Annotated in this window: 21 protein-coding genes; 6 read left to right on the top strand and 15 right to left on the bottom strand. The window is 61.3% G+C overall.

The genetic code is table 11. The features are described from left to right. Positions 1-19: 19 nt before the first annotated feature. Positions 20-427, bottom strand: coding sequence for a helix-turn-helix domain-containing protein (locus IP85_RS07230; protein ID WP_054149162.1), 408 nt, complete (start codon positions 425-427; stop codon positions 20-22). 181 nt (positions 428-608) lie between these two features. Here IP85_RS07230 and IP85_RS07225 point away from each other — a divergent pair, with 181 nt between their 5' ends. Continuing rightward, the gene (locus IP85_RS07225) at positions 609-1,508 is read left to right on the top strand and encodes an SDR family oxidoreductase (protein WP_054149014.1); all 900 of its coding nucleotides are present in this window, start codon (positions 609-611) and stop codon (positions 1,506-1,508) included. Between the two features lie 137 nt (positions 1,509-1,645). Here IP85_RS07225 and IP85_RS07220 read toward each other — a convergent pair whose 3' ends face one another. From IP85_RS07220 to IP85_RS07200, 5 genes are all read right to left on the bottom strand, one after another. Next, positions 1,646-2,557, bottom strand: a complete 912-nt coding sequence (locus tag IP85_RS07220; RefSeq protein WP_054149013.1) for an SMP-30/gluconolactonase/LRE family protein — start codon at positions 2,555-2,557, stop codon at positions 1,646-1,648. Positions 2,558-2,577: 20 nt separating this feature from the next. Then, a complete protein-coding gene (locus tag IP85_RS07215) occupies positions 2,578-3,531 on the bottom strand; it encodes an ABC transporter permease (RefSeq protein WP_054149012.1) in 954 nt (317 codons plus the stop codon). Then, positions 3,528-4,475 (bottom strand): ABC transporter permease, encoded by a 948-nt coding sequence (locus tag IP85_RS07210; RefSeq protein WP_054149011.1) that lies wholly within the window; start codon positions 4,473-4,475, stop codon positions 3,528-3,530. Before IP85_RS07210 ends, IP85_RS07215 begins: the two co-directional genes overlap by 4 nt. Further along, positions 4,472-5,938 (bottom strand): sugar ABC transporter ATP-binding protein, encoded by a 1,467-nt coding sequence (locus IP85_RS07205; RefSeq protein ID WP_054149010.1) that lies wholly within the window; start codon positions 5,936-5,938, stop codon positions 4,472-4,474. The genes IP85_RS07210 and IP85_RS07205 overlap by 4 nt, the downstream gene beginning before the upstream one ends. 85 nt (positions 5,939-6,023) lie before the next feature. After that, a complete protein-coding gene (locus IP85_RS07200) occupies positions 6,024-7,040 on the bottom strand; it encodes an ABC transporter substrate-binding protein (protein ID WP_054149009.1) in 1,017 nt (338 codons plus the stop codon). A 258-nt stretch (positions 7,041-7,298) separates the two neighbouring features. Between IP85_RS07200 and IP85_RS07195 the strand changes: the two genes are divergently transcribed. The 3 genes from IP85_RS07195 to IP85_RS07185 are packed head-to-tail and all read left to right on the top strand — an operon-like array spanning position 7,299 to position 9,880. Then, on the top strand, positions 7,299-8,543 hold the full coding sequence (locus tag IP85_RS07195) for a sensor histidine kinase (RefSeq protein WP_054149008.1): 1,245 nt from the start codon (positions 7,299-7,301) through the stop codon (positions 8,541-8,543). After that, the gene (locus tag IP85_RS07190; RefSeq protein WP_054149007.1) at positions 8,540-9,262 is read left to right on the top strand and encodes a response regulator transcription factor; all 723 of its coding nucleotides are present in this window, start codon (positions 8,540-8,542) and stop codon (positions 9,260-9,262) included. Before IP85_RS07195 ends, IP85_RS07190 begins: the two co-directional genes overlap by 4 nt. Before the next feature lie 60 nt (positions 9,263-9,322). Next, positions 9,323-9,880, top strand: coding sequence for a regulatory protein RecX (locus IP85_RS07185; protein WP_054149006.1), 558 nt, complete (start codon positions 9,323-9,325; stop codon positions 9,878-9,880). A 22-nt stretch (positions 9,881-9,902) separates the two neighbouring features. On the opposite strand, the gene IP85_RS07180 is transcribed toward IP85_RS07185, so the two are convergent. From IP85_RS07180 to IP85_RS07140, 9 genes are all read right to left on the bottom strand, one after another. Next, positions 9,903-10,910, bottom strand: a complete 1,008-nt coding sequence (locus tag IP85_RS07180; protein WP_054149005.1) for a sensor domain-containing diguanylate cyclase — start codon at positions 10,908-10,910, stop codon at positions 9,903-9,905. Positions 10,911-10,996: 86 nt separating this feature from the next. Then, the gene (locus IP85_RS07175; RefSeq protein WP_054149004.1) at positions 10,997-12,049 is read right to left on the bottom strand and encodes an ornithine cyclodeaminase; all 1,053 of its coding nucleotides are present in this window, start codon (positions 12,047-12,049) and stop codon (positions 10,997-10,999) included. Between the two features lie 194 nt (positions 12,050-12,243). Further along, entirely contained in the window at positions 12,244-13,524 is a 1,281-nt protein-coding gene (locus tag IP85_RS07170; RefSeq protein ID WP_054149003.1) for a TRAP transporter large permease, read from the bottom strand. Next, positions 13,524-14,051 (bottom strand): TRAP transporter small permease, encoded by a 528-nt coding sequence (locus tag IP85_RS07165; RefSeq protein WP_054149002.1) that lies wholly within the window; start codon positions 14,049-14,051, stop codon positions 13,524-13,526. Before IP85_RS07165 ends, IP85_RS07170 begins: the two co-directional genes overlap by 1 nt. Positions 14,052-14,116: 65 nt before the next feature. After that, positions 14,117-15,091, bottom strand: a complete 975-nt coding sequence (locus IP85_RS07160) for a TRAP transporter substrate-binding protein (RefSeq protein ID WP_054149001.1) — start codon at positions 15,089-15,091, stop codon at positions 14,117-14,119. Between the two features lie 62 nt (positions 15,092-15,153). Beyond that, on the bottom strand, positions 15,154-16,032 hold the full coding sequence (locus IP85_RS07155; RefSeq protein ID WP_054149000.1) for an amidohydrolase family protein: 879 nt from the start codon (positions 16,030-16,032) through the stop codon (positions 15,154-15,156). Continuing rightward, a complete protein-coding gene (locus IP85_RS07150) occupies positions 16,029-17,168 on the bottom strand; it encodes a mandelate racemase/muconate lactonizing enzyme family protein (protein ID WP_054148999.1) in 1,140 nt (379 codons plus the stop codon). The genes IP85_RS07155 and IP85_RS07150 overlap by 4 nt, the downstream gene beginning before the upstream one ends. Before the next feature lie 17 nt (positions 17,169-17,185). Further along, the gene (kdgD, locus tag IP85_RS07145) at positions 17,186-18,091 is read right to left on the bottom strand and encodes a 5-dehydro-4-deoxyglucarate dehydratase (protein ID WP_054148998.1); all 906 of its coding nucleotides are present in this window, start codon (positions 18,089-18,091) and stop codon (positions 17,186-17,188) included. A 69-nt stretch (positions 18,092-18,160) separates the two neighbouring features. Next, a complete protein-coding gene (locus IP85_RS07140; RefSeq protein WP_054148997.1) occupies positions 18,161-18,904 on the bottom strand; it encodes a FadR/GntR family transcriptional regulator in 744 nt (247 codons plus the stop codon). Between the two features lie 146 nt (positions 18,905-19,050). Between IP85_RS07140 and IP85_RS07135 the strand changes: the two genes are divergently transcribed. Together IP85_RS07135 and IP85_RS07130 are read left to right on the top strand one after the other, a co-directional pair. Continuing rightward, positions 19,051-19,848 carry an NAD(P)-dependent oxidoreductase gene (locus IP85_RS07135; RefSeq protein ID WP_054148996.1) on the top strand — a complete coding sequence of 266 codons (798 nt, stop codon included), beginning with the start codon at positions 19,051-19,053 and terminating at the stop codon, positions 19,846-19,848. 323 nt (positions 19,849-20,171) lie between these two features. Continuing rightward, on the top strand, positions 20,172-25,152 hold a 4,981-nt coding region (locus IP85_RS07130), incomplete at its 3' end, for a DUF5801 repeats-in-toxin domain-containing protein (protein ID WP_245280824.1).

Here is a 25,152-nt window from a genome sequence, read left to right as displayed (position 1 = left end):
GACCAGCGAAGCATGCCAGTCAGGCGGCTGCGACCTTCTTCTTCACGGGCGGATTCTCGCCATCATAGAGAGCCCGCGCCTCGCGGATGCGACCATGATGTTCCGCCGTCCAGACCACCAGGGCCGCGACTGGCCCCAATAAGGATTGCCCAAGCTCCGTCAGCCTGTACTCGACACTTGGCGGCTGGGTCGGGAAGACCTCGCGATGAACCAGACCGTCGCGCTGGAGGCTGCGCAATGTACCCGTGAGCATCGCCTGCGAGATGTCGGGGATTGCTCGCTTCAGCTCGCCGAAACGGTGCGGCCTGTAGCCAAGCGTCTGCAGGATGAGGGAAGCCCATTTGTCCCCGATATGGGAAAAGACATCGCGAACCGGGCAATTCCCGGCATCGAAAACCGTATTCGCCGGCGTCTCGATCATGGCCATCACCGTACGGATCGCTGCGGTGTAATCGGTCTTCGTCTTCCCATGTGCTGTCATCGGTACCATCCTCAGAACCTGGTTCTAAAAAACTGCCTACTTTACGGTAGATATGAAGTCTGCAATATAGACCTACTCTACAAATTAAACCATCCCTAAAGTTTAGGGTCCAGAAAATGAGAGAACCATGACCGCGAAGTATCTTGTCACCGGCGCATCGGGCCAGCTCGGCCAGCGCGTTGTCCATCATCTCCTTGAGACCTCGGGCGTCGCCGCAGGCGACATCATCGCTGCCAGCCGCAAGCCGGAGCAGCTGGTAGAACTGGCTGCGAAGGGCGTGTTGGTGCGCCGGGTCGATTTTGATGATGCCGCATCCATGGAGGCTGCATTCGCCGAGGCCGAAAAGGTGCTGATCATCAGCACGGATACGCTCGACCGGCCGGGACATCGTCTCGTTCAGCATCGCGCAGCCGTTGCCGCAGCAGAAAAGGCCGGTGTCGTCCATCTGCTTTACACCTCGATGCCCGAGCCCGTGAACTCAGCTCTGCTCTTCGCCCCCGACCACGAAGGGACGGAAGCGGCCATCGAGGCAAGCTCGGTGCCGGCCTGGACCATTCTGCGCAACAACTGGTATTTCGAAAACGTCATGATGAGCGCAGGCCCCGCCCTTGCCTCGGGCCATTGGTACTCGGCTGCCGGTGACGGCAAGGTGGCGCACATCGCACGCGATGACATCGGTCGTGCGATTGCTGCGGCGCTCGTCGCCGCAGACAAGGAAAAGACCGTCTACACGCTGACGGGTTCTTCTTCCTACACGCATCGCGAAATGGCATCCCTCATCTCCGCCTCTGCCGGCAAGGAGATCACCGTGATCGATGTTCCGGTCGAAGGCCTCGTCCAGGGCATGGTTGGAGCTGGTCTGCCCGAACCCGTCGCGCGCGTCTTTGCCTCTATCGATACGATGGTCGGAAACGGTGGTCTGGCTCGCGTCACTGGTGACTTCAAGACGCTGACGGGCACGGAGCCGCAGAGCTTCGAAAGCTGGGTAGAGAGCCAGGCCGAAGCTTTCAAATCCATGACTGCGTGATCGCTCTTCCTCACGTAATCGCCTCATCGGTCGCCGCCAGGCCGGTCCGGTCGTGCCATATCCCACACGTGGCATGACCGCGCGACCGCCCGTTCTCCTGAGCGGGCGGTCCTGTTTTTTATGTAGTCGGGCGCGACTCAGGGCGTCTGCGCACCTCGTGTCGCGGTGTAGATCGCGTACAGCGATGTCGAGGCCGTGATGAACAGGCGGTTCTTGCGAGGGCCGCCGAAGGTCAGGTTGGCGACCGCCTGCGGCACCAGGATCTTGCCGAGCAGCGTGCCATCGGGATGGAAGCAATGCACGCCGTCGGCAGCGCTTGACCAGAGGTTTCCGTCGACATCCGTCCGCATGCCGTCGGGAATGCCCTTGTCGATATGGGCAAAGACGCGACCGTTCGTCAGCCGCTTTCCATCCGTCATATCGAAGACGCGGATGTATCTCGGCGCATCCGGTTTGTGGCTGGCGCCGGAATCGGCGACGTAGAGCAACGTCTCGTCCGGCGAGAAGCAAAGGCCGTTCGGCTGCAGGAAGTCGTCGATCATGACGGCAAGCTCGCCGGTGGTAGGATCGAGCCGGTAGACGTTGCGGCTCGCCTGTTCCTCGTCGGCCTTGTAGCCCTCGTAGTCAGAGAGAATGCCGTAGGACGGGTCGCTGAACCACACGCTGCCGTCAGATTTCACCACCACGTCGTTGGGTGAGTTCAGACGCTTGCCTTGGTAGCGATCGGCAAGCGTCGTGATCGTGCCGTCGATTTCGGTGCGGATAACGCGGCGCCCGCCGTGCTCGCAGGAAACGAGCCGTCCCTCGCGGTCGCGGGTATTGCCGTTGATGAATTGCGAGGGCGCACGATAGACCGAGGTGCCCACGCCTTCGATCCAGCGCAGCACACGTTCGTTGGGAATATCGCTGAACAGCAGATAGCCGCCATCGTTGAACCAGACGGGACCTTCGGCCCATCGGCAGCCGGTGTAAAGCTCGTCCAGGCTGGCGCTGGACACGAGCAGGTCGCGGAAGCGGGGGTCGCGGATCTCGTAATGCGGGTTTTCCATGGGACGATCCTGGCAGGGCTTCAGGTTTTGCCGGCGCTGCGCGTGGTCGGCAGCATGATGACGGCGATGATGATGAGACCGGTGAGAATGAGGCGGATGCCTGCGCCAAAACCGTAGGTATTCAGCATCGAAACGACAAGGAACATGAAGAGCGAGGCGCCCCATATCCCCGGAACATTCGAATTCCCGCCGGCAACCGCCGTGCCGCCGATGACGACGACGGCAATCGACATCAGGAGATACTCCGTGCCCATGTTGAGCGCCGCACCGCCGGAGAAGCTGGCGAGCAGATAGCCACACAGCGAGGCGAGCACGGCGCAGAGCAGGTAGGTGACAAGTCGCGTGCCGTCGATCGGGATGCCGGCCATGCGTGCGGCGCGGATGCTCTGGCCGATCGCGGCGATCGAGCGTCCATAGACCGTGCGGTTGAGAACGTACCAGACGATGACGGAGAACACCAAGGCAACGAGCGCGACATTCGGGATGCCCACAGTTGAAGAAGTGGTGAAGTCCGCAAGCCAGCTTGGCGGCTTGATGCGCAAGCCCCGGTTCGTCCAGATCGCCGTCGACTGCACGATGAAACTCATCGACAGCGTTGCGATGATCGGCGGAATGCGCAAGAGCTTGATCAGCGCATAGTTGCCGATCCCGATCGCGATCCCGACACCGATGGCGACCAGCAGCCCGGTCAGGATCATGCTGTTCTCGACATTCATCACCTTGAGCGAGACCGTTGCCGCAAGTGTCATGTTGGCGGGAACCGAGAGGTCGATATTTCCAGGGCCAAGCGTGATCACCAGCATCTGACCGAGGCCGACCAGCACCGAGAAGGCGCCGAAGGTGAGGGCGGCCTGTGCGAGCCCGACGGTGCTCGCCCCGCCCGTGAAGACGATGGTGACGAGGAAGACGCTGGCCGCAGCAATGAAGGACCAGATCCAGGTCCGGGAGAAGAGCGTGGAGAGTGCTTGGGTCATGACTTGCCCTTCCGGCCTTCGGCGCGATTGAGGGCAAGACGCAGCGTCAGCACGAGGATCAGGATCGCGCCTTGGGCGCCGATCTGCCAGTCCGGCGAGATCCGCAGGAAGGACAGGAAGGAGCCGGCCAGCGTCAGTGTGAGCGCACCGATGACGGCACCGATCGGCGAAACGCGCCCGCCGACGAATTCGCCGCCACCGAGAATGACGCCGGCGATCGAGAGCAGCGTGTAGCGCAGCGCGATATTGGCGTCCGCTGAGGTGGTCAGTCCCACGAGCGCCATACCGGCCAGCACGGCAAAGAAGCCGGCGAGACCATAGACGGCGGCGCGTGCGCCGATGATCGACCATCCGGCCCGGGCAACCGAGCGGCTATTGCCGCCCACCCCGCGCAAGACGACGCCGAAGGACGAGCGCATGATGACATAGTGGCTGACAACGGCGATCAGGATGCTGGCGACGATGGCCATGGGCAGCAGTGGCGGCTTGACCGTCATGATTGTCCGGATCCAGCCGGGCGCCTCGCCACCGGGCGCCGGCAGGATGAGGACGGCAAGCCCACCCCAGACAAAGCTCATGCCGAGCGTCACGACGATCGACGGCAGATCTCTAAGGTAGATCATGACGCCGATCAGCGCATAGACACCGATCGCTGCCATCAGGATGAGGACGCCCAGCAGAGGCGAAGACTGCAGGAAGGTCGCCGTCACGCAAGCGACGAAGCTGACGAAGGTGCCCATCGACAGATCAAGGTCGTTGACCGTCATGATCAGCATCTGCGCAATGGTCGCGAGCGCAATCGGCACCGCGAGATTGAACAGCAGGTTAAGCCCGGTATAGCTCATAGCCCTTGGCTGGAGATAGAAGACGGCGGCCAGCAGTCCGACCAGCGAAAGGGCAGGGATCAGCAGGCGCATCCCCTCGGCTGAGAAGAACTTCGTCATGCGGCCTCCTGGAAGGAGGCGGAGAGGATGTTTTCTTCTGTCACCTCGTGGCCTTTGAGTTCGGCAACGATGATGCCGTTGTTGAAGACATAGACGCGGTCGCAGAGGCAGACCTCGTCCATCTCGGTCGAGTACCAGACGAAGGTCCGCCCGGCATCTGCCTCCTGGCGCAGGATCGCATAGACCTCCTGCTTGGTGCCGAAGTCGACGCCGCGCATCGGGTCGTCCATCAAAACAACGGGTGCCCGGCTGGCAAGCGCCCGGGCGAACAGAACCTTCTGCTGGTTGCCACCAGAAAGCGACAGGATCGGATTGTCCATATCGGGGGTGCGGATGCCGATCCGGTCCTTCCATGTCTGCCCAAGCGTCTCCTCCTTTGAGAAGTCGAGGGTCTGCAGCCGCGACAGATCCGGCAGGATGCCGATACTGAGGTTTCTCAAGATGCTCCACAGCGTGAAGGTGCCGTTGACCGCACGGTCGCCGGCGACGAAGGCGACTTCGGGGTTATCAGCGCGCAGCCAGTTGCCGGTTCGGGACTCGAAGAGGCCGACCAGCATCTCGGTCTGGCCGTGGCCGCCGAGACCGGCGAAACCGACAATCTCACCCTTCACGGCCTGGAAGGGGAGGCCGCGCCCGCGCACCGGCGCGGCGGTCAGCACACTTGCCGTGTTCGTCTTCTGCAGGTTCGTACGGGCGTCGCGAGTCTTCACCACGCTGCCCATGGCCTCGATCAGGCCGTGTTCTGAAAACTCCTCAGCCGGCCTCTGGCTGACCACCCTGCCATCCTTCATCACGACGATGCGGTTGGAGACCGAGAGGATCTCGCCAAGAATATGGGAGATGAAAAGGATAGACCCACCATCGCGGACGAAGCGCTCGACATAGGCGAGCAGTTGTTCGGCAAGCCGCGCATCCAACGACGAGGTCGGCTCGTCCAGGATGACGAGACGGACGGGAGCGCCGATCTCGCAGAAGGTGATCGCGATCTCCACCATCTGGCGTTCCGCGATGGTCAACGTGCCGACGGCCTCGTGGCAGTCGATCGAATGGCCTGGGAAGATTTCCTGCAATTTGCTCTCGATCAGGGCAGCACCCCGCTTGCGCCAACCCCAGCCTTTCAAGCTGCGATGCATGACGCGGGTGTTCTCCACGATCGTCAGGTTCGGGCAGAGCGACAGTTCCTGGAAAACGCAGCGAATGCCGGCGTCGCGCGCAGCATTGATGCTGTGGCCTCCGCTGCCGTGACCGTATCGGATTGTGCCCTCATGCGGGGTGAGTCCGCCATTGATGACGTTGACGATGGTGGATTTGCCGGCACCGTTATGGCCGACCAGACCGACGCATTCTCCGGCGCCGATCTCGAGCGTGACGCCGTCGAGCGCCTTCACCGCGCCGAAATTCACTCTTGCATCGGTAACACTGACGACGGGCCGTCCATCGCCCTTATCGAGCATGGCATTCATACTGCACAACTCTCTCACTCACGCGCCAAAGGTTCCCCACACCGCCCGGCCCGAAGGCCGGACGGTTCGGGGAGGTTCCGGTCGGTTACATCGCAGAATCGATGACCTTCTGGGCGTCTTCGAGCGAATACTCGACATTCGCGACGCCGCCGGCCTGGGTATTGGCCAGGTTTGCTTCGAGATTGTCCTGGTCGATGCGCAGGAAGGGAACGACGAGGTCCTTCTTCACGTCCTTGCCGTCGAGGATCTGCTGGGCGACCCAGAAGGCAAGCGTGGATACGCCGGGCGCAATCGAGACCGACATGGTCTCATATTTGTTGGCGTCCTTCTGCTCCTTCCACCACTTCAGTTCGTCTTCGCGATTGCCCATGACGATGACGGGCATCGGACGGTTGGCGGCAGCAATCGCCTGGGCGGCACCATAACCATCGCCACCCTGGGTCACGACACCGACGAGTTCCGGCAGGCTCGGCAGGATGCCGGCGACGGCCTTCTGCGCGACGTCCTGCGCCCAGTCGCCATGCACGGAGCCGACGATCTTGAACTGCGGGAATTGCTCTACGCCAGCATGGATGCCCGCCGAGATTTCGTCATCGACGAAGACGCCGGCAAGGCCGCGGATCTCGAGCAGGTTGCCGCCCTGCGGCAGCTTGCCGGAGAGATATTCGACCTGGCTGCGGCCCATTTCCTTGAAGTCGACCGCGATGCGCCAGGCGCAGGGTTCGGTGACGATGCCGTCGAACGACACGACGGTGATGCCGGCGTCACAGGCTTCCTTGACGGCGCCGTTGAGTGCCGTCGGCGAGGCTGCGTTGATGACGATGGCGTCATAGCCCTGCAGGATCATGTTCTGGATCTGGGCTGCCTGTTCGGTCGCCTGGTTTTCGGCGGTCGTGAAGGCGTCGGCGGCTGCGACCTGTCCGGCCTTCACGGCCTCGCCGGTCACCTTTTCCCAGCTGGTCAGCATGGCCTGGCGCCAGGAATTGCCGGCATAGTTGTTCGAAAGGGCAATCTTCTTGGCCGATGTATCGGCCATTGCGGGCATGGATGTGGCGATAAGGCACAGTGCCGCGCTCGCCAGAAGGGTTCTGCTGGTCTTCATGATCTCACTCCCTGTTGTCCGGCGCTCTTGGCACCGGTTTCCTCCAAACAGCCGGGCGTGTCCCGGTCTGAATTCCCCGCCGAGTTCCTCTTCTCGGCAGGATCAGGATGGAGGCAATGGCGACGCCTGTACAGGTTCGGGACGGCAGGACGTTTGCGGGAATTGCGCAAAGTCCTGCGGGATCCCGCAGGACGACCACCCTGTCGAGATGTGTTATGAAGGAGATGCGGCCGTGGGAGTGGTCGCGGGGAGGACATCATGCTCAAGATCGCGCCGTCAGCGCTGCTCGATCACTATCTCGGCATATCCAGGCTCCTGGCCGGGCAGCTCGATTTCCGCTCGGCCATCAAGGCCGTGGGCGTCGAAGTATCGCATATCGTGCCGCATGACCACCTCGATGTCTGCATCACCATGGTCAACGGCCTCTACCACACGGCTTACGAGACCGGCCTGGATACCTTCTGGGGTCAGACCACGCCCGCACCGGTCGCGAGCAGCCCGATCCGCACCCTGCTCTGGGGCGAAATCGACTTCCTTTTGACGGATGATGCGCAGCAGGAGACGCGCTACCACGTCGACACGCCCTTCACGCGCCCGATCTTCGAGCACAATTTGCGCAGCCGTCTCCATGTACCGCTCAAGGTGCGCGGTGAGGTTATCGGCGCGCTCAGTTGCTCGTCGCATGCGGTCGGTTTTTACACCGAGCAGGACGTGGCCAATGCCCAGTCCATCGCCGACCTACTCGCGCCCTACTTCTTTGCCTTGAGAGCCGCCGAACAGGCCAAACAATCGGCGATCGTCGAGGCCGAGGCACGCGCCCGCGAGGAGGGGCTGCGAGCCGGGGCTTTGAGCCTGACGGAAGCACTGGAACGCGAGCGGCAGCGCATCGGTATGGATCTGCATGACCAGACGCTTGCCGACCTCACCCGTCTTTCACGACGCATCGACCGGCTGATGCAGGAAGGCGAGGTCAAGGGCGAGGCGCTGGAGCCCGTCGGGCGCGGTCTGCAGCATTGCATGCAGGATCTTCGCGAAATCATCGAGGAGGCCAAGCCCTCCGTCCTGCAGCTCTTCGGCTTTGCCCATGCCATCGAGAACCATCTCGACCGCGCCGTGCGCGACCACGGCTCGCAGCTTGCCTGGAGCCTCAGCGACGACACGGACGGTCTGATCGACACCATCGACCAGTCTGTCCGCATCGCCCTGTTCCGGATTGCGCAGGAAGCCATCAACAACGCCGTGCGCCATGCGCAGGCAAATGTGCTGGAGCTGAAGTTGAAGAGTACGGCACATGCCCTGACGATCGAGGTGGCCGATGACGGGCAAGGGCTTTCCCGCTCGGATCGCAGCGCCGGCGGCGGCATCGACAATATGGTGACGCGGGCGCGGCTCATTTCCGCCAAGCTGACACTGGGGACGACGCGCGAGGGACGAGGGACGGTAATGCGCGTGCAGATGCCGCTCACCCTCGCCAAGGCAGGATTGCTGGAGGACATCAAGTGAAGGTTCTCATCGTCGAAGACGATCCGCTGCATCGGTCGTATTTGCTGGAGGCCGTCTGCGCCGCTCTTCCCGAATGCGACAAGGTCATCGAAGCCGGAAATGGGGCCGAAGGCGAGCGCCTTGCCCGCGACCACAAGTCCGCCCATGTCGTGATGGACCTGCAGATGAACGCCCGCAACGGCATTGAGGCGGCGCGCACCATCTGGAAGGAGCGCCCTGATACCCGCATCCTCTTCTGGTCGAACTATTCCGACGAGGCCTATGTGCGTGGCGTCTCCCGCATCGTGCCGGATGGGGCGGCTTACGGCTACGTGCTCAAATCAGCCTCCGACGAGCGCCTGAAACTCGCGCTCCGCAGCATCTTCGTCGAGGCGCAATGCGTCATCGACCGCGAGGTCCGCGGCATGCAGCAGAAGAGCCTCGGTCAGGTGCGAGGCTTCAGCGACAGCGAATACGAAATCCTGGTGGATATCGCGCTCGGCCTCACGGATCGCACGATCGCTCGGCGCCGGGGCCTGTCGATTCGCAGCGTGCAGAACCGTCTGCAGCAGCTCTACGAGAAGCTGGGGGTCTACCAGATGTCGGTCGAGGACAGCGACGAGGGGCGCTTCAACCTTCGAGCACGAGCGGTGACGGTCGCGCTTCTGCGCAAGCTGTTGAACTACAGCGCCCTCGAGCGCGCCGAGGCCGAACTCGCGGAGTGGCTGCGGTCTCATTGACCGATCCCGACCGTCCAGAAGTCTGTTGACGATCGCCCACGAAGTTGGGACACCGGGCCCATGGACGAACCGTCGAAAGCCACTGAAGATCAGCCAACGCCACGCATGTTGGCCTGGGCGAAGAACTCGGCTGCCTATCGGCTTGCCAAGCGCATGATGACCGAACGGGAACTCGCCGACGCCATCAGGCGCAAGGCGCGCAGCAAGTTCGAAGATATCAGTGAGGGGCAGCTAAACGCGCTCGCCGAGACGGCCCTTGCCTTCGGGCGCAGCATGAAGGCGCTAGACGACCAGAATTACGCCGAGATCCGTGCGAATTCGGCGGCGCGCAGCGGTCGCTCCAAGCGTGCGATTGCCCGCAAGCTTGCTGAGAAGGGGGTCGACCGCAGTATCGTCGAAGCCGTCCTCGTGGACGCCGACGATTTTCGCTCGGCCGTGGTCTACGCGCGCAAGAAGGCCTTCGGGCCCTTCCGCCGGCCGGATGTTGAAGCCGACGACGCCCGCTGGAGCAAAGAGATCGCCTCCTTCGCCCGCCAGGGCTTCGGCTTCGATCTGGCCAAGCGTGTGCTCGACATGGAACGTGAAGAAGCCGAGGACATTCTTCTCGGGCCGGCATGAACGGATCGGACCAACGGGCAGACTATCTGCTTAAAGACCCATTGCGCACGCTACCGACGCCAGGGCCTATTTCCGCAGGCATGGCCCAGGAACAGGTGACTCGATTGCGGCCGTTGGCCTTGGATTGATAGAGAGCCTCGTCCGCGCGTCGCAGCGGATCTGCCAGACCAATGTCGCTCTGATCGAGCATGGTGACACCGAAACTCGCCGTGACCGTGCCATCGCCCTCTGGCCTCCGCGAACTTTCGATGGCCTGGCGCAGCCGCTCGGCGACGGCAAGCGCGCTCTTGGCAGTAGCCCCCGGCAAGAGAACGGCGAATTCCTCGCCTCCCATCCGTGAGATCACATCCCCATCGCGCAGGACGCCACGGCACACCTCCACAACGTCGATCAGCACGCGATCGCCTGCCATATGACCAAATCGGTCGTTGATCTGCTTGAAGTGATCGATGTCGAAGCTGATCAGGCCGATCGACGGTGGCGTCATTCGGGCGGCCAGTCGCTCCCAAGTTCCATAGAATGCGGAGCGAGACGTAGCGCCAGTGAGCCAGTCATGATCGGTCTGCCGCCTTAGTTCCATCTCCTTCATTACGAGACCGGCAAGCGACTGAAGGATTGCCTTCTGTCGCTCATCGAAGCGACGGGGTGCTCGGTCGATGACGCACAGAGATCCCAGTCGCGCCTTCTCGGGCGTAATCAAGGGCGCGCCAGCGTAAAAGCGAATGTGCGGGCTACCGGTAACGAGGGGATTTAGTGCCGTTCGAATATCATGTTCTGCGTCAGAGATCACAAGCACGTCATCGCTCCGGATCGTCTCGTTGCAAAAAGCCTGCTCGCGTGGGGTTTCGCGGATATCGATGCCGATATTCGTCTTGAACCACTGGCGCCGGTCGTCGACCAGCGAAATTAGCACGATCGGGGTGTCGAATATCAGGCGTGCAAGAGCCGAGATACGCTCGAAGGGTTCTTCAAGTGGTGTATCCAGAATGCCGTATTGATCGAGTATCCGTAGGCGTTCAACTTCATTCATTCGGGCATGCTCCTCCGCCATAGGGAGACATTAAGCCCCAAATATTTCTGTCTGCTTAAATTGCCGCAGCCGCCCCGACCGGTTGATCACCCCTTGGCCCGCTGCAGCATGCCGAACAGGTCACGCGGATCGTCCGGATCGGCGATCAGGTCGACGGACTGGAAGAAGGCGGTCCCAAGCACGCGCTCGCGCACGTAGCGCAACGCCGAAAAGTCCTCGATCGCGAAGCCGACGCTGTCGAACAGTGTAATCTGCTTCTCGCTCTTGCGGCCCTCGATCTGACCGGTGACCACCTGCCAGAGCTCGGTGACGGGATAGTCCGGATCCATCTGCTGGATCTCTCCCTCGATTCGCGTCTGCGGCGGATACTCGACGAAGGTGTCGGCACGGGAGAGGATATCGCAATGCAGCTCGGTCTTGCCGGGGCAGTCGCCACCGATCGCGTTGATGTGCACGCCGGCGCCGACCATGTTGTCCGTCAGGATGGTCGCATACTGCTTGTCGGCGGTGCAGGTGGTGATGATTTGCGCGCCTTCGATCGCCGCCTGTGACGTTGTGCAGGCCGTGACATGAAGGCCGGAGCCCTCCAGGTTGCGCCGTGTTTTCTCCGTTGCCTTCGGATCGATGTCGAAGAGCCTGACATGGGTGATGCCGAGCACGGCCTTCATCGCCAGCGCCTGGAACTCCGCTTGCGCCCCATTGCCGATCATCGCCATGGTGGTCGCACCCTTCGGTGCCAGATGGCGTGCGGCCATGGCGGACGTTGCCGCTGTCCTCAGCGCCGTAAGCAGGGTCATTTCGGTGAGCAGAACCGGATAGCCAGTCGAGACATCGGCGAGCAGACCGAAGGCCGTCACAGTCTGCAGGCCTTCGGCCATGTTCTTCGGATGGCCGTTGACGTATTTGAACGAATAGATCTCCCCATCCGATGTCGGCATCAGCTCGATGACGCCCTCGCGGGAATGCGACGCGACGCGCGGCGTCTTGTCGAACAGTTCCCAGCGTTTGAAATCGGCTTCGATAACGTCGGTAAGCTCGGTGAGCGCGCGCTCGATTCCGATGTGATGCACGAGCCGCATCATGTTTTCGACGCTGACGAAGGGGACGAGGGCTTTTTCCGAAGGGGCTGGCGCTGTCATGATCCACCGGTTGAAAACAAAGGTTGGATCACTGTAGCGGTGGTCGCGCTCCGCCGAAATGGCGAGAATCTGTCATTTTGTGTGGTTCACTTGCCAGAATGACAGTATCGAATGTGCACTATGTCGCTCGGGCAGGAAAAAAGGCAGGGGCCGAGGCCCCTGCTGAGAACCCTCGGAATGCGAGGGCGGGAGGATCACTTGAACTGCGCTGGTAGCCAGAGCGATATCTCGGGAATGAAGGTGACCAACAAAAGCACCGTCACGCAGGCGCCAAAGAATGGCCAGATCGTCTGCATCGCCTCCCGGATGGTGATCTTGCCCACGGCACAGCCGACGAAGAGCACGGTCCCAACCGGTGGCGTGATCAGGCCTATCCCGGCGTTCAGGATCATGATGACGCCGAAATGCACGGGATCGATGCCGAAGGCTTGGACGATCGGCAGGAAGACCGGCGTCGTGATGATGATCAAAGGCGCCATGTCCATGAAGGTGCCAAGCATCAGGAGAACCACGGTGATCAGCAGCAGGACGACCATCGGATTGTCCGAGATAGACTTGACCAGCTGGATGAGCGTGACCTGCACTTGGAGAAAGGACATGAGCCATGCAAAGGCAGCGGCCATGCCGATGACGAGCAACACCAATGATGTGGTTTTCACAGCCCCCAGGATCGCCTCCACGAAGCCGCTCCAGTTCAGCTCACGATAGACGAGAACGGCGACGAGAAAGGCGTAGATAACCGCGATGCAGGAGCTTTCGGTCGCCGTGAAGACGCCGGAGCGCACGCCGCCGAAGATGATTGCGATCAGCAACAGACCTGGCAGGGCGGCGAAGAAGAACACCAGCAGTTTCCCGAAGCCGGGAAAGGGTTCGGCCGGATACCCACGTCTGCGGGCCACGACATAGGCGGTGACCATCAGGGCCACGGTCAGCAGCATCCCGGGAATGATGCCTGCGGTGAAGAGATCCGCAACCGAGACCGTTCCGCCCGCTGAGATCGAGTAAAGGATCATGTTGTGCGACGGCGGAATCATCAGGGCGATCAGGGCAGAGCTGATCGTCACGTTCACGGCGTAGCCGCGATCGTAGCCGCGCGCCGCCATCTGCGGCACCATAAGGCCGCCGATGGCAGATGCGTCGGCAACCGCCGAACCCGAAATGCCGCCGAACAGCGTCGATGAGACGATATTCACCTGCCCCAGACCGCCGCGCATGTGTCCCACGAAGCCGGAGGCAAAGCGAATGAGACGGAAGGCGATGCCGCCACGAACCATCAGGTCGCCGGCAAAGATGAAGAAGGGGATCGCCATCATGGCGAAGACATTCATCCCCGAATTCAGCTGCTGGAAAATTACAATCGGCGGGATGCCGATATAGATGACGGTCGCCAGCGACGCGATCCCAAGGCAGAAAGCGATGGGCATGCCGAGGACCATCAGGAAGGCGAAGGTACCGAAGAGGATCGTATAGGCCATCACACCACCTCGGCCTGAGCGATTTCGTCGGCGACTGCTTCGACCTGTCCGATGAACGTGTCGATGAAGCGTTCAAGCGCGAAGATGGAGATCATCGCGCCACCGACGATGAGCGGGATGAAATCTATGCCACCCGGCCATCCGAGCACCGGGATACGAGCCGTCCAGGTGCCTATGGCCAACTGCGTCCCGTAGTAGGACATGGCGCCGCCGAACAGGCAGATCAGGCCGAGGCTGACGAGATCCATCAGGCGCTGGACGCGAGGCGCCATGTTGTGGCGAACGATGTCGAGCCCGAGATGCACGCTTTCGCGCACGCCGACGGCAGCACCCAGCAGGATGAACCAGGACATCAGCTGGAGCGACAGGGGCTCGGACCAGCTCGGTGTGTCGTTGAGCACGTAACGGCCGAAAACCTGCCAGCCGATGATGATGGTCATCAGGACCACGCCGAGGCCGGCCAGATAAAGGCAGGCGCGGCTCAGCCAGCTGAGGCCGGGCCTGACAGCCCGCATGAAACGCAACATGGATCCCTCCGAAATCCAGGATAAGAAAAAACCGGCCGCATCTCGGATGCGGCCGGTCTGTTGTCTCACTTGACGGCGCGAACGCGCTCGACGAGATCCTTCATCTTGGGATCGGTGATGAACTTGTCATAGACCGGCTGCATGGCAGCGGCGAACTCCGCCTTGTCGACGGTGATGATGTTCGCACCAGATGCCCGGATCTTCTCCTCCGACGCCTTTTCGCGGGCCTGCCACAGCTCACGCATCTTGCCGACGGATTCCTTTGCCGCTTCCCGGATGATCGTCTGGTCTTCCGGTGTCAGCTTGTCCCAGGTCACCTTCGAGATCGCGAGGATTTCCGGCGTCAGCGAATGGTCGGTCAGTGTGTAGTTCTTGGCCACTTCGAAGTGACGCGAGGACTCATACGAGGGCCAGTTGTTTTCGGCAGCGTCGACCACGCCAGTTTCGAGCGACGAATAGACTTCACCGAAGGGCATCGGCGTCGGGTTCGCGCCAAAGGCTTCCATCATCGCGATCCAGAGGTCCGACTGCTGGACGCGGACCTTCATGCCCTTGAGATCGGCAAGGCTGTTGATCGGGGTTTTGGTCGAATAGAAGGAGCGCGCGCCGGAATCGTAGAAGGCGAGACCAATCAGGCCGTGCGGTTCGAAGGCGGCCAGCACTTCGTCGCCGATGTCTCCATCGACCACCTTGTGCATGTGCTCGGTGTCGCGGAACAGGAAGGGCAGGCCGAAGACGACGGTTTCCGGTACGAGGTTGTTGAACGGCGCGCTGTTGACGCGGTTCATGTCGATGACGCCGAAGCGCGTCTGCTCGATCGTGTCCTTTTCCGAGCCCAGTGCGGCGTTGTTCATCACCTGAATGGCGATGCGGCCGTTGGTGCGTTCCTTGACCAATTCGCCCATGAACTTGACGGCATCGACCGTTGGATAACCATCGGGATGGATGTCGGCGGAACGCAGCGTGATTTCCTGGGCGAAGGCAGCACCCGCACCAAGGGTGAGCCCCATTGCGAGGCTAAGCATTGCGGCAGTTTTCATTGGTCTTCCTCCTCTTTGATTGAGCCGTCGAAACCTCCCGTTTCGACGGATTAGCAGTTCGACTATCTGCCTTCAGAAGGCGGGATGCCGAAAAGGTCTTGGCTGTTGTCCACGAGCGCGAGACGGCGGGCTTCCTCATCGGGCAACCAGCCAAGCACGGTGTCGGCAAGGGCCGCATCGTCTGGATAGTCCGCCTGTGTTCGCGCCAGATTGTGCGGCCAGTTCGAGCCCCAGACGATGCGTTCGGGCGCATGCGCCGCAATTGATCGGGCAACGGCGGCCACGTCGGCGAAATCGGGCCCGCCCGTCTTGGAGGACTCGTAGGCGCCGGCAAACTTGAACCAGCAGCGGCCGCCGTCGATCAGCCGCTTTGTTGCCTGAACCTGAGGGCTTTCGGGTGTCACGCCGCAAAAGAACTTGCCGTGATGGTCGAGCACCCAGCGGGATTTCAGTTTCGAGAGCCGCTCCTCGTAGTCGAGGATGTCGCTACCATCGAACTGGATGGCGATCATCCAGTCGCGGCTGGCGGCAATCGCGTCCACTTCCTCAAGCTTGGTCAGATTGGCCGCGCCGCCCGGCAGGTTCATGATGCGTGCACCACGGACGCGGGCCGCTGACAAGCGGTCGAGCTCGGCTGCGCTTGTGCTGGCATCGACGGCCGCGATGCCCCAGGCGATGTCCCCGAACTGCTCAAGGCATGCGACGAGATTGGAATTGTCCAGCTGATGCGCCATGCCCTGCGTGACGATGACGCGATCGATGCCGATCCAGTCCATGAACTGGCGATATTGCGCAGGTGTCGGCAGGTCGCCGGCTGGAAGGCCAGGCCCGCCGGGAAGAGCCGGATAGCCGGGCAGATAGGCATGCATCTGGGTGTCGATAGCACCCTTCGGCAGGACGATCTTTGGCTTGGCGCCGGACAGGGTGCGGATCAGGCTCATGCCTCGTCCTTCATCTTGAATTCCTGGAGGGCATCGCGGTTGATTTCGATGCCAAGCCCGGGAGCGTTGGGGATGGCGACGACGCCATTCTCGTGTTCGATCGGCGTCTGGATCACGGCCTGGCGGAAGGGGTTGTCGGTACGATCGAATTCGAGGATCGGCTCGATCGGGTTGACGCGCACCGGATCCGGCACCATCGCCGCGATGAACTGCAGGGCTGCCGCAATATGCACGGCCGTGCCCCAGACATGCGGCACGACCCGCACACCGTGCAATGCCGCGAGATCGGCGACGCGTTTCGCCTCGGTGAAGCCGCCGACACCGGCAAGATCCGGCTGGACGATGTCGATTGCGCGGGTCTCGATCGGTTCCTTCATGCCCCAGCGGCTTTGCCAGGTTTCGCCGCCGGCGACCGGGATCGGCTGCCTGGCCCGAACTTCGCGATAGGCGGCGAGGTGTTCGGGGACGACGGGTTCCTCGAACCAGTCGAGACCATACTCTGCAGCCCGGCGGCCGAATTCGACGGCCTCCAGAACACCATAGCCATGATTGCCATCGGCCATCAGGCGCATCTCGGAGCCGGCTGCTTCGCGTGCAGCCCGGATGACCCGCAGATCCTCCTCGATCCCGAAACCGACCTTGATCTTGGATGCGTGAAAGCCCTGGGAGCGATAGAGCGCGATGTCACTCGCATTGTCCTCGACCCGATCAACGCCGTCGCGCTTGAAGCTGCCGGTGGCGTAGGCCTTCACACTCTCGCGGAAGCGTCCACCGAGCAGCGTCGACACGGATGTACCGAAATGCTTGCCCTTGATATCCCAGAGCGCGATGTCGATGCCTGAAAGCGCCGTGAGTGTCAGGCCGCGCTGGCCCTGATCGCGAAGGGCGTTGTAGAGAACCGCCCAGATCTTCTCGGTCTCCAGCGGGTTCATGCCGATCAGCCAGTTGCGATAGGCCGCGACCACCGCCGCATTCGGCCGAGCCGGCCCGAGGCATTCGCCCCAGCCCGTCAGCCCGTTGTCGCAGACGATCTCCACCAGCACATGCGCCCGCCGGTCAAAGCGCATGGAAGCGCTCTGGAACGGGACGGCGAGCCTGTGCTCGAGAAGATGGGTGCGAACCTCTGCGATCTTCATGTCTGCGCGTCCTTTGCTCAGCGCTTCCACGGCGCAATAAGCTTGGCCATCATCTCTTCTTCTTCCGCCGTCAGATCATCGAGGGGAGGGCGCACCTTGCCGGCGGCAAAGCCCTGCAGACGCACACCGGCCTTCACGGCAGAGACGGCATAACCCTTGCGCCGGCTGCGGATGGCCATGAACGGATAGAAGAAGTCCTTGAGGATCGTCTCGCACCGCTCGCGTTCACCGGCGCGCAGCGCCTTGTAGAAGTCGACGGCCAGCCCCGGCACGAAGTTGAAGACGGCGGATGAATAGGTCGTGAAACCAGCGCCGAGATAGGCCTCGGCGAAGAGTTCAGCCGTCGGCATGCCGCCGAGATAGGTGAGGCGATCGCCCATGGTCGCCGTGATCTGGCGCACGAGCCCGATATCGCCGGTGCCATCCTTGAAGCCGATCAGGTTCGGGCACTCGTCGCACAGGCGCTGCAGCGTCTCGACACCGAGAACCGAATTGTCACGGTTGTAGACCATGACGCCGATGCCGACGGATTGGCAGATGCGCTTGACGTGCTGGTACATGCCCTCTTGCGGCGCGTCGATCAGGTAATGCGGCAACAGCAGGATGCCATCAGCACCGACCTTTTCGACAGATCGCGCGATCTCGATGGCAATGTCGGTGCCATATCCACAGCCCGAGACGATCGCCGTCTTCCCGGCGGCTTCCTTGGCTGCGGCAACCACGCGCGGAACTTCCGATGGCGTCAGCGAAAAGAACTCTCCCGTGCCGCCAGCTGCAAACAGCACAGGCGCGTCGAAGCCTGACAGCCACGCCACATGCTCTGCATAGCTGTCGGACTTGAAATTCCCTGCGTCATCGAAATGCGTGACAGGAAAGGAGAGCAGGCCGGCGCCGAGCGCGGCCTTGATATCTTGCGGCGTCATGTTCGAATGTCCTCTCTTGGCCTCCTCCGGCCAAGTTGTCATACGTATTAACGACGCCTATGTCAAATGTTATCGTACAGGTTGGCGCTGCTCGCGCAAAAGGGCGCGGTAGCGCGCCTGACTGCCGCGCAAATGTCGGCGCATGGCGTCGCGAGCGGCCTCCTCGTCGCCCTGGGAAATCGCCTCGACGATATCTGCATGTTCTGCATCGATGAGGCGCAGATAAGCGGACTGGTCTTCCTCGCTGTCTTCGTCGCGCAATGCGGCCCGCGGGATGACGTTCTTGCCGATCATCGCGAGAAATTCACGGAAACGGGGGTTGTTGGTGGCTTCGGCGATGGCGAGATGAAGGGCGAAGTCGGCCTCCGTGGTCGATTGGCCCGCCTCAAGACAGGCGCGGATAGCGTAGTGCCGTTCAAGTATGACTTCTTCCTGGGCGGGGGAGCGTCGCAATGCGGCGAGGCCTGCAGCCTCTACTTCAACAGCCGTTCTGAGCTCCAGGAGTTCAATCATCGACGAAACGCGCGCCGGATCCACATTGCCGATCAGCAGCGGCGCGGGCGTCGGCTCCTGAGGGGTGAGGACGAAGACGCCAGCGCCCTGTCGGGCTTCAACCAGGCGGTCGGCGCGGAGCGAAGCGATCGCCTCGCGGACGACGGTTCGGGAAACGCCATGGGCTTCGGACAGTTGCGCCTCGCTCGGCAGCTTGCTGCCGGGCGGGAACTGACCGGCGCCGATCGCCTTGCGCAACGTGTCGCCGAGTTTCTCCACAAGCGTTCCTGAGCCCGCTTCGCTTCGTGCCTGCAATGCCATACGTGTTTCCCCGCCCCTGTGTACCTGCGCACATCATCATAGATGCGTCGGACTTTGTCAGCCTGTCGCCCATAAGGTTTACGATATTGACCGGGTCAGGGCAACCTGTATGATAAGTTCAGGTGTGACATCATGGAGGACTGCGCGTGAAGAGGCTTTTACTGACGGGGGCTGCCGGCGGGTTGGGCAGCGCGATGCGCGGGCGTTTGAAGGGGCTTGCGGAGATCGTCAGGGTCTCGGATATCGTTGATCTCGGTCAGGTCGCGGCGCATGAGGAGGCAATGGTTTGCGATCTTGGCGATCGGGCGGCCGTCGACAGGCTCGTTGAAGGCTGTGACGCCATCATCCATCTTGGTGGCATCTCGGTTGAAGACAAGTTCTCCAAGATCATGAATGCCAATCTGCTCGGTCTGTATAACCTCTATGAGGCCGCGCGCGCGAACGACATGCCGCGCATCCTGTTTGCCAGCTCCAACCATACGATCGGCTTCTACCGCCAGGACGAGTATCTCGACCACGAGATGCCCATGCGCCCGGATGGGCTTTACGGCGTGTCCAAATGCTTCGGCGAGGCGCTCGCCCGCATGTATTTCGAAAAGTTCGGCCAGGAGACGGCCCTGGTGCGCATCGGTAGCTGCATGGAAAAGCCGAAGAACCATCGCATGCTCTCCACCTGGATGAGTTACGACGATTTCCTGTCGATGATCGAATGCATCTTCCGCGTCCCGCGCCTGGGCTGCCCGGTGATCTGGGGATGCTCGAACAACGACACGCGCTGGTGGGACAATTCCCATGTCTCTTATCTCGGCTGGCAGCCGAAAGACAATGCTGAGCGCTTCCGCGCCGAAATCGAAGCAGATGTCGCAAGGCCGAAGCCGGCTGATACGATCGCGGTCTATCAGGGCGGCCCCTTCATCGACGACCCGATCTTCGCGGAAGACTGACCCCGTCGTCCCGTTTTCTTGAGTGGCCGGATACCTGACGGGTGTCCGGCCTTTGCTTGTTTTCAGTGGCCCTCTGGATACTGCTTCAAGTGGACTTGGTGCTCGCCAGCGCAATCGATGGATGCCGTTCCGGTCGCCGGGGCTCATTCGTTAAAATTTGAGTAAACTGCAGAAATAAAAGGATTTTTCGGCCCGAAATTAACTTCTTTTTCAATAATGGTCGCTGCAAGCATAACCCGTTATGTATTCAGGGTTAAGAAACCGTTGCACTTGCCCCGGCATCGGGATTTAACTGCCCTCAACTTGTTAAGGGGTGAGTTACCATGTCCATCGAAGATCCGCGTCTGTCCAGCATCGACAATACTTCCGCAGCAGACGATTTCGACTCTGCGGTCGAACAGCATCTGGGTTTCGCAAGCGAGACCGTGGAAGGGATCGAGGTCGCCCAGGCGGAAACGCCCGACGCCGGTCGCACCGACCGCCTGCCGGCCCAGCAGCCGGTTGACGTCGCCGCAGCCGTGATCCCGAGCGAAGTAACGCCCGACAACGAGAATGTCGTGACGCTGCCGGCTGGCATCGAACTCGACAACCTCGAATTCCAGGTCGACGGTGAAAACCTGGTCCTCGTCCTCGCGGACGGCACCGAGATCACCGTGATTGGTGGCGCTGCAAACATCCCGACCTTTGTGGTCGGCGATGTCGAGCTGCCGCAGGTCGCGCTCTTTGCCGCCCTTGAAGAGAGCAACATCAACGTTGCGGCCGGGCCGGATGGGACCTTCTCGGCCCAGTCGACGCCCGCTGCGAGCCGCAACTTCAATGACGATCCGATTGACGCCGGCCCGGAAGATCTGGCTCTGGCAGATCTGCTGGGCGATACCAGCTTCGGCGACGAACTTCGCACGGCTGCCGTGTTCGGTGGTAATGGCCGGCCCTCCATCCCGACCCCACTGACGACCTCGTTCATCTATGACGAGGCTGTCATTGCCGGCGGCGATGGCGTGAAGATCATCAGCGGCCGTCTGCCCTTCAATCCGGGCCCGGATTCCGGCACGATCACGGCCATCGGTTTCGTTGGCGCGTCCGATGTCAATGAAGGCGATGGCCTCAAGGTTCTCGGCGGCTTCACTTCGGGCGGTCTCCCGATCACGGTCACGAGCTTCCCGGCGCCGACAGACGGCGCCGACCTCGATTTCCTGGCGCTCGAAGGTCGCGATTCCGCCGGCAACCTCGTCTTCACCATCACGATCACCAACCGTGTCGAGGGTGACTTCACCTTCGAACTTTTTGGCAAGCTCGAGCATCCTGACGCGGGCAGCAACGGCTCGCAGGATGATCTTGACGATCTCCTGCGCCTCGGCTTTACCTACACCGTCACCGACCGGGACGGCGACAGCGTCACCGGCACCTTCAATATAGACGTGCAAGACGATGCGCCGACGATTGGCGCCCCGGTCGGCGGTTCTGTCAACGAAGACGATCTCACAAGCAAGGTTGTCGAGCCAAAGCTCGTAAAGCGTGTTTCGGACTCGGAGTCCGACTCGGATATGCCGCTTTCGAGCACTTCGAAGGCTGAAGGTTCGCTCGGCATTCGCTGGGGTGCGGACAATGATCTCAAGAGCGAAACTCTGGGTGAAGGCGGTGAGCCGAACGGTGATGACCCGGTTGGCCGTACAGTCAGCTTTACGGGCCTCGACACCTCTTCGACATCGGAAGAGATCCAGGCGGCGATTCCTGGTCTCGCGGGCCTGAGCTCCGACGGTTCCCGGCTGGCCTATCGCATCGAATACACCACTGGCGCAGACGGCAAGTGGAATGGCGGCTATCAGCTGGTCGCATACAAGCCTTTCTTCGACGGCCCGCTCAAGGCCCTATACATCGAAGGTGAAGGGGACAAGTTCGTCGAATTCCCATATCCGGGCGAAGGTGAAACGATTTTCATCATCACGCTGAACCCGACGACAGCCAATGGCTCCTACACCTTTGAGCTGGTTGGCAATCTCGATCACTACGAGCCCGTAGTCCGCGTTGATGAACCGACTGACGGCGACACGGTCATCGAGCTGCCTCCGGTTGATGGTCCTGAACTGCAGGTCGCGATCTTCGATGGCGATGAGGGGCCGAAACTGAACCCGGTCGACTTCCTCGACTTTGAGATCCCCTTCACGGCAACCGATTCCGATGGCGACAGCGCCGATGGCAAGTTTACGGTTCGCGTCGAGGACGATGAGCCGGTGATCATCGGTCGGCCGATCGCTCATACGGTGGATGAAGACGATATCTCGACCATTGGTCGGGATATTCCGGGCGAGTCGCTTGGCACGAGCCCGAACGACGGCAACCGTGATGGATCCTTCACGGGCGATCGTGGATCGAACAATCCTGGCCCGGCCACAGTGTCCGGCTCCTTAGCCGGCATGGTTGATTTCGGCGCCGACAACCGGTTCACGATCTATTCGATTATTGATGAGGACGCGGCCCGTGCAGTGCTGACACGGCTCGGCCTGACCTCGAAGGGTGGCGAACTGTCCTTCGATCTCATCGGTGATACGCTGTACGCCTTCGTCAACGCTGGTGAGCCGGGTGTCGTCTACAATGCGGGGCCGGATCGCCTGGTCTTCACGCTTACCGTGGAAGCCAACGGCGAATATGCATTCAAGCTCTTCGACCAGCTCGACCACGACCTCGGCAAGGGGCAGAACACCGATCTCCAGGATGATGTCGAAGGCGACGTCCGGGACATCGACTTCGGTCAGATCATCAAGGCATCCGACTTCGACGGCGATAGCGTGCCGCTGACGGGCTACTTCTCCGTTACGATCCGCGACGACGTTCCGGAACTCGTCCGTGGCGCGTCCGAACACCGCACGGTGGATGAAGACGACATTTCCACATTGGGTAACCGTTTCCCCGGTGAATCGCTTGGAACGAGCCCGAACGATGGTAATGCTGACGGCTCCTTTACCGGCAGCCAGGGCAACAACCAGCCCGGCCCGGCGTTCCTCTCGGGTTCGCTGGCAAGTCTCGTTAAGTCTGGCGCCGACGAATCGCTGACCTTCTCCTTCATCAACGGTGATGTCGCGCGCGGCATGCTGGAGAGCCTCGGCCTTTCTTCCAAGGGCGCCGAACTCAGCTATGAAATTCGCAACGGCGTTCTCTACGCCTTCGATAACGCGGGCCCGGAACTTGGCAAAAGCTACGACCCGCAGTTTGGCGATCGCCTCGTTTTCGAACTGAAGCTGAATGGCAACGGATCCTACGAATTCCGTCTCTACGATCAGCTCGACCACGACGCCCCAGGCGATGATTTCCGGGAGCGCCCGACCAATTCGGATGAGAACTTCGACCTGCAGGATGGCCTGTGGTTTAAGGATGTCACCGCGATCAACTTCGGTGCCCTCATCAAGGCCACGGACTATGATGGTGACAGCGTCTCGCTGAACAATGCCTTCTCGATCAAGATCCGCGACGACGTTCCGGAACTGAGCGGCCGTGAAGAAAACCGCCTCGTCGATGAAGACGACATCAGGACGAGCCGCTCGGTCGGCACGAGCCCGAACGACGGCAACGGCGACGGTTCATACACAGGCAGCCCGAACAACAACCAGCCGGGTCCGGCCTTCATTTCCGGCTCGCTCGCCAACCTGATCAAGGGCGGCGCGGACGATACCGTGAAGTTCTCCTTCATCCGCGAACAGACGGCGGTCTCAGAGCTTCAGTTCCTCGGCCTGTCGTCGAAGGGCGTCAAGCTCAGCTACGACATCCAGGGCAAGACACTTTACGCCTATGACAACGACGCGGGTGACGCCGGTTACGGCCAGGGGGACCGCCTCGTCTTCAAGTTGACGGTCAACGAAGACGGCTCCTACACCTTCGAGCTTCACGACCAGCTCGACCACGACCTCGGCAAGGGGCAGAACACCGATCTGCAGGACGGTTTCCGTTACAAGGATGTCGAGGCGATTGACTTTGGTTCGATCATCAAGGCAACCGACTTTGACGGCGACAGTGTCATTCTGAAAGATGCCTTCTCGATCACCATCAAGGACGACGTTCCGGAACTGAGCGGTGCCAAGGAAGAGCGCCTCGTCGACGAAGACGACATCAAGACCAGCCGCTCGGTCGGCACCAGCCCGAACGACGGCAACAGCGACGGCTCCTTCACCGGCAGCCCGAACAACAACCAGCCGGGTCCGGCCTTCATCTCCGGTTCGCTCGCCAACCTGATCAAGGGCGGCGCGGACGATACGGTCAATTTCACCTTCATCAGCGAGCAGACGGCGGTCTCAGAGCTGCGGTACCTCGGTCTGTCGTCCAAGGGAGCAGAGCTCAGCTACGACATCCAGGGCAATACGCTTTACGCCTATGACAACGACGCCGGCAATTCCGGTTATGGCGAAGGTGATCGTCTTGTCTTCAAGCTCACGGTCAATGAAGACGGTTCCTACACCTTCGAACTTCATGACCAGCTCGACCATGATCTCGGTAAAGGTCAGAACACCGATCTGCAGGACGGTTTCCGTTACAAGGACGTCGAGGCGATCGATTTCGGTTCGATCATCAAGGCGACCGACCATGATGGCGACAGCGTCATCCTCAAGGATGCCTTCACGATCACCATCAAGGATGACGTGCCGACGGCAGTTGCCCGCAACACCAACGAGACACTTGTGGTCGATGAAAGTGACAAGCGGCAGAACGAAGATGTGGACGGCCCTCTTAACGTCTTCAGGTTTGTCGGCACGAAGGGCGAAGATCCGAACATGTCGGCTCAGTTCGCTCAGCAGTCGAATTTCGTCGCGGCTGACATCAACGGCGGCGCCGATGATGATGTGAAAATTGAGTGGGATCTGAGGATCAACGGTGGAGACCGCACCCCCTCTGGCCTCTTCACCACGGATGGTCGCTCGATCGTATTGTTCCTGGAAAATGGTCTGATCGTCGGCCGCTATGACGGCCCGGACGGTAATTCCACCGTGAATTCGTCCGACCCGGCAGCCTTTGCCCTGCATCTTTCGGACAACGGCACCCTTTCCCTGGTCCAGTATGTCTCGATCAGGCACGATGATCCGTCCGACCACGACGAGAACGACGACGCGAATGACCGCAATCCGTCGACTGCGCTGCAGACCCTCGCCGGTAAGGTCAACGCCGTCCTGACGGTCACTGACTTCGATGGCGACAAGGCCGTCAGCGAAGTGGCTGTAGGAAGCCGCATCCAGTTCGAAGACGATGGTCCGAGCGTCAAGCCTTACGACGTGAACACGATGCGGATCATCAGCGACGATGACACGGTCGCTGGCCGCA

Source organism: Rhizobium sp. AAP116, from assembly GCF_001295785.1.
GTDB lineage: Bacteria > Pseudomonadota > Alphaproteobacteria > Rhizobiales > Rhizobiaceae > Allorhizobium.
The sequence above is the reverse complement of the archived record's forward strand: the minus strand, read 5'-3'. Positions and strand labels throughout refer to the sequence as shown.

What these genes read in the sequence shown, in the direction of transcription:
- IP85_RS07230 (WP_054149162.1), bottom strand. Translation starts at nt 427, where the DNA reads ATGGCCATGATCGAGACGCCGGCGAATACGGTTTTCGATGCCGGGAAT.
- IP85_RS07225 (WP_054149014.1), top strand. Translation starts at nt 609, where the DNA reads ATGACCGCGAAGTATCTTGTCACCGGCGCATCGGGCCAGCTCGGCCAG.
- IP85_RS07220 (WP_054149013.1), bottom strand. Translation starts at nt 2,557, where the DNA reads ATGGAAAACCCGCATTACGAGATCCGCGACCCCCGCTTCCGCGACCTG.
- IP85_RS07215 (WP_054149012.1), bottom strand. Translation starts at nt 3,531, where the DNA reads ATGACCCAAGCACTCTCCACGCTCTTCTCCCGGACCTGGATCTGGTCC.
- IP85_RS07210 (WP_054149011.1), bottom strand. Translation starts at nt 4,475, where the DNA reads ATGACGAAGTTCTTCTCAGCCGAGGGGATGCGCCTGCTGATCCCTGCC.
- IP85_RS07205 (WP_054149010.1), bottom strand. Translation starts at nt 5,938, where the DNA reads ATGAATGCCATGCTCGATAAGGGCGATGGACGGCCCGTCGTCAGTGTT.
- IP85_RS07200 (WP_054149009.1), bottom strand. Translation starts at nt 7,040, where the DNA reads ATGAAGACCAGCAGAACCCTTCTGGCGAGCGCGGCACTGTGCCTTATC.
- IP85_RS07195 (WP_054149008.1), top strand. Translation starts at nt 7,299, where the DNA reads ATGCTCAAGATCGCGCCGTCAGCGCTGCTCGATCACTATCTCGGCATA.
- IP85_RS07185 (WP_054149006.1), top strand. Translation starts at nt 9,323, where the DNA reads ATGGACGAACCGTCGAAAGCCACTGAAGATCAGCCAACGCCACGCATG.
- IP85_RS07180 (WP_054149005.1), bottom strand. Translation starts at nt 10,910, where the DNA reads ATGAATGAAGTTGAACGCCTACGGATACTCGATCAATACGGCATTCTG.
- IP85_RS07175 (WP_054149004.1), bottom strand. Translation starts at nt 12,049, where the DNA reads ATGACAGCGCCAGCCCCTTCGGAAAAAGCCCTCGTCCCCTTCGTCAGC.
- IP85_RS07170 (WP_054149003.1), bottom strand. Translation starts at nt 13,524, where the DNA reads ATGGCCTATACGATCCTCTTCGGTACCTTCGCCTTCCTGATGGTCCTC.
- IP85_RS07165 (WP_054149002.1), bottom strand. Translation starts at nt 14,051, where the DNA reads ATGTTGCGTTTCATGCGGGCTGTCAGGCCCGGCCTCAGCTGGCTGAGC.
- IP85_RS07160 (WP_054149001.1), bottom strand. Translation starts at nt 15,091, where the DNA reads ATGAAAACTGCCGCAATGCTTAGCCTCGCAATGGGGCTCACCCTTGGT.
- IP85_RS07155 (WP_054149000.1), bottom strand. Translation starts at nt 16,032, where the DNA reads ATGAGCCTGATCCGCACCCTGTCCGGCGCCAAGCCAAAGATCGTCCTG.
- IP85_RS07150 (WP_054148999.1), bottom strand. Translation starts at nt 17,168, where the DNA reads ATGAAGATCGCAGAGGTTCGCACCCATCTTCTCGAGCACAGGCTCGCC.
- kdgD (WP_054148998.1), bottom strand. Translation starts at nt 18,091, where the DNA reads ATGACGCCGCAAGATATCAAGGCCGCGCTCGGCGCCGGCCTGCTCTCC.
- IP85_RS07140 (WP_054148997.1), bottom strand. Translation starts at nt 18,904, where the DNA reads ATGGCATTGCAGGCACGAAGCGAAGCGGGCTCAGGAACGCTTGTGGAG.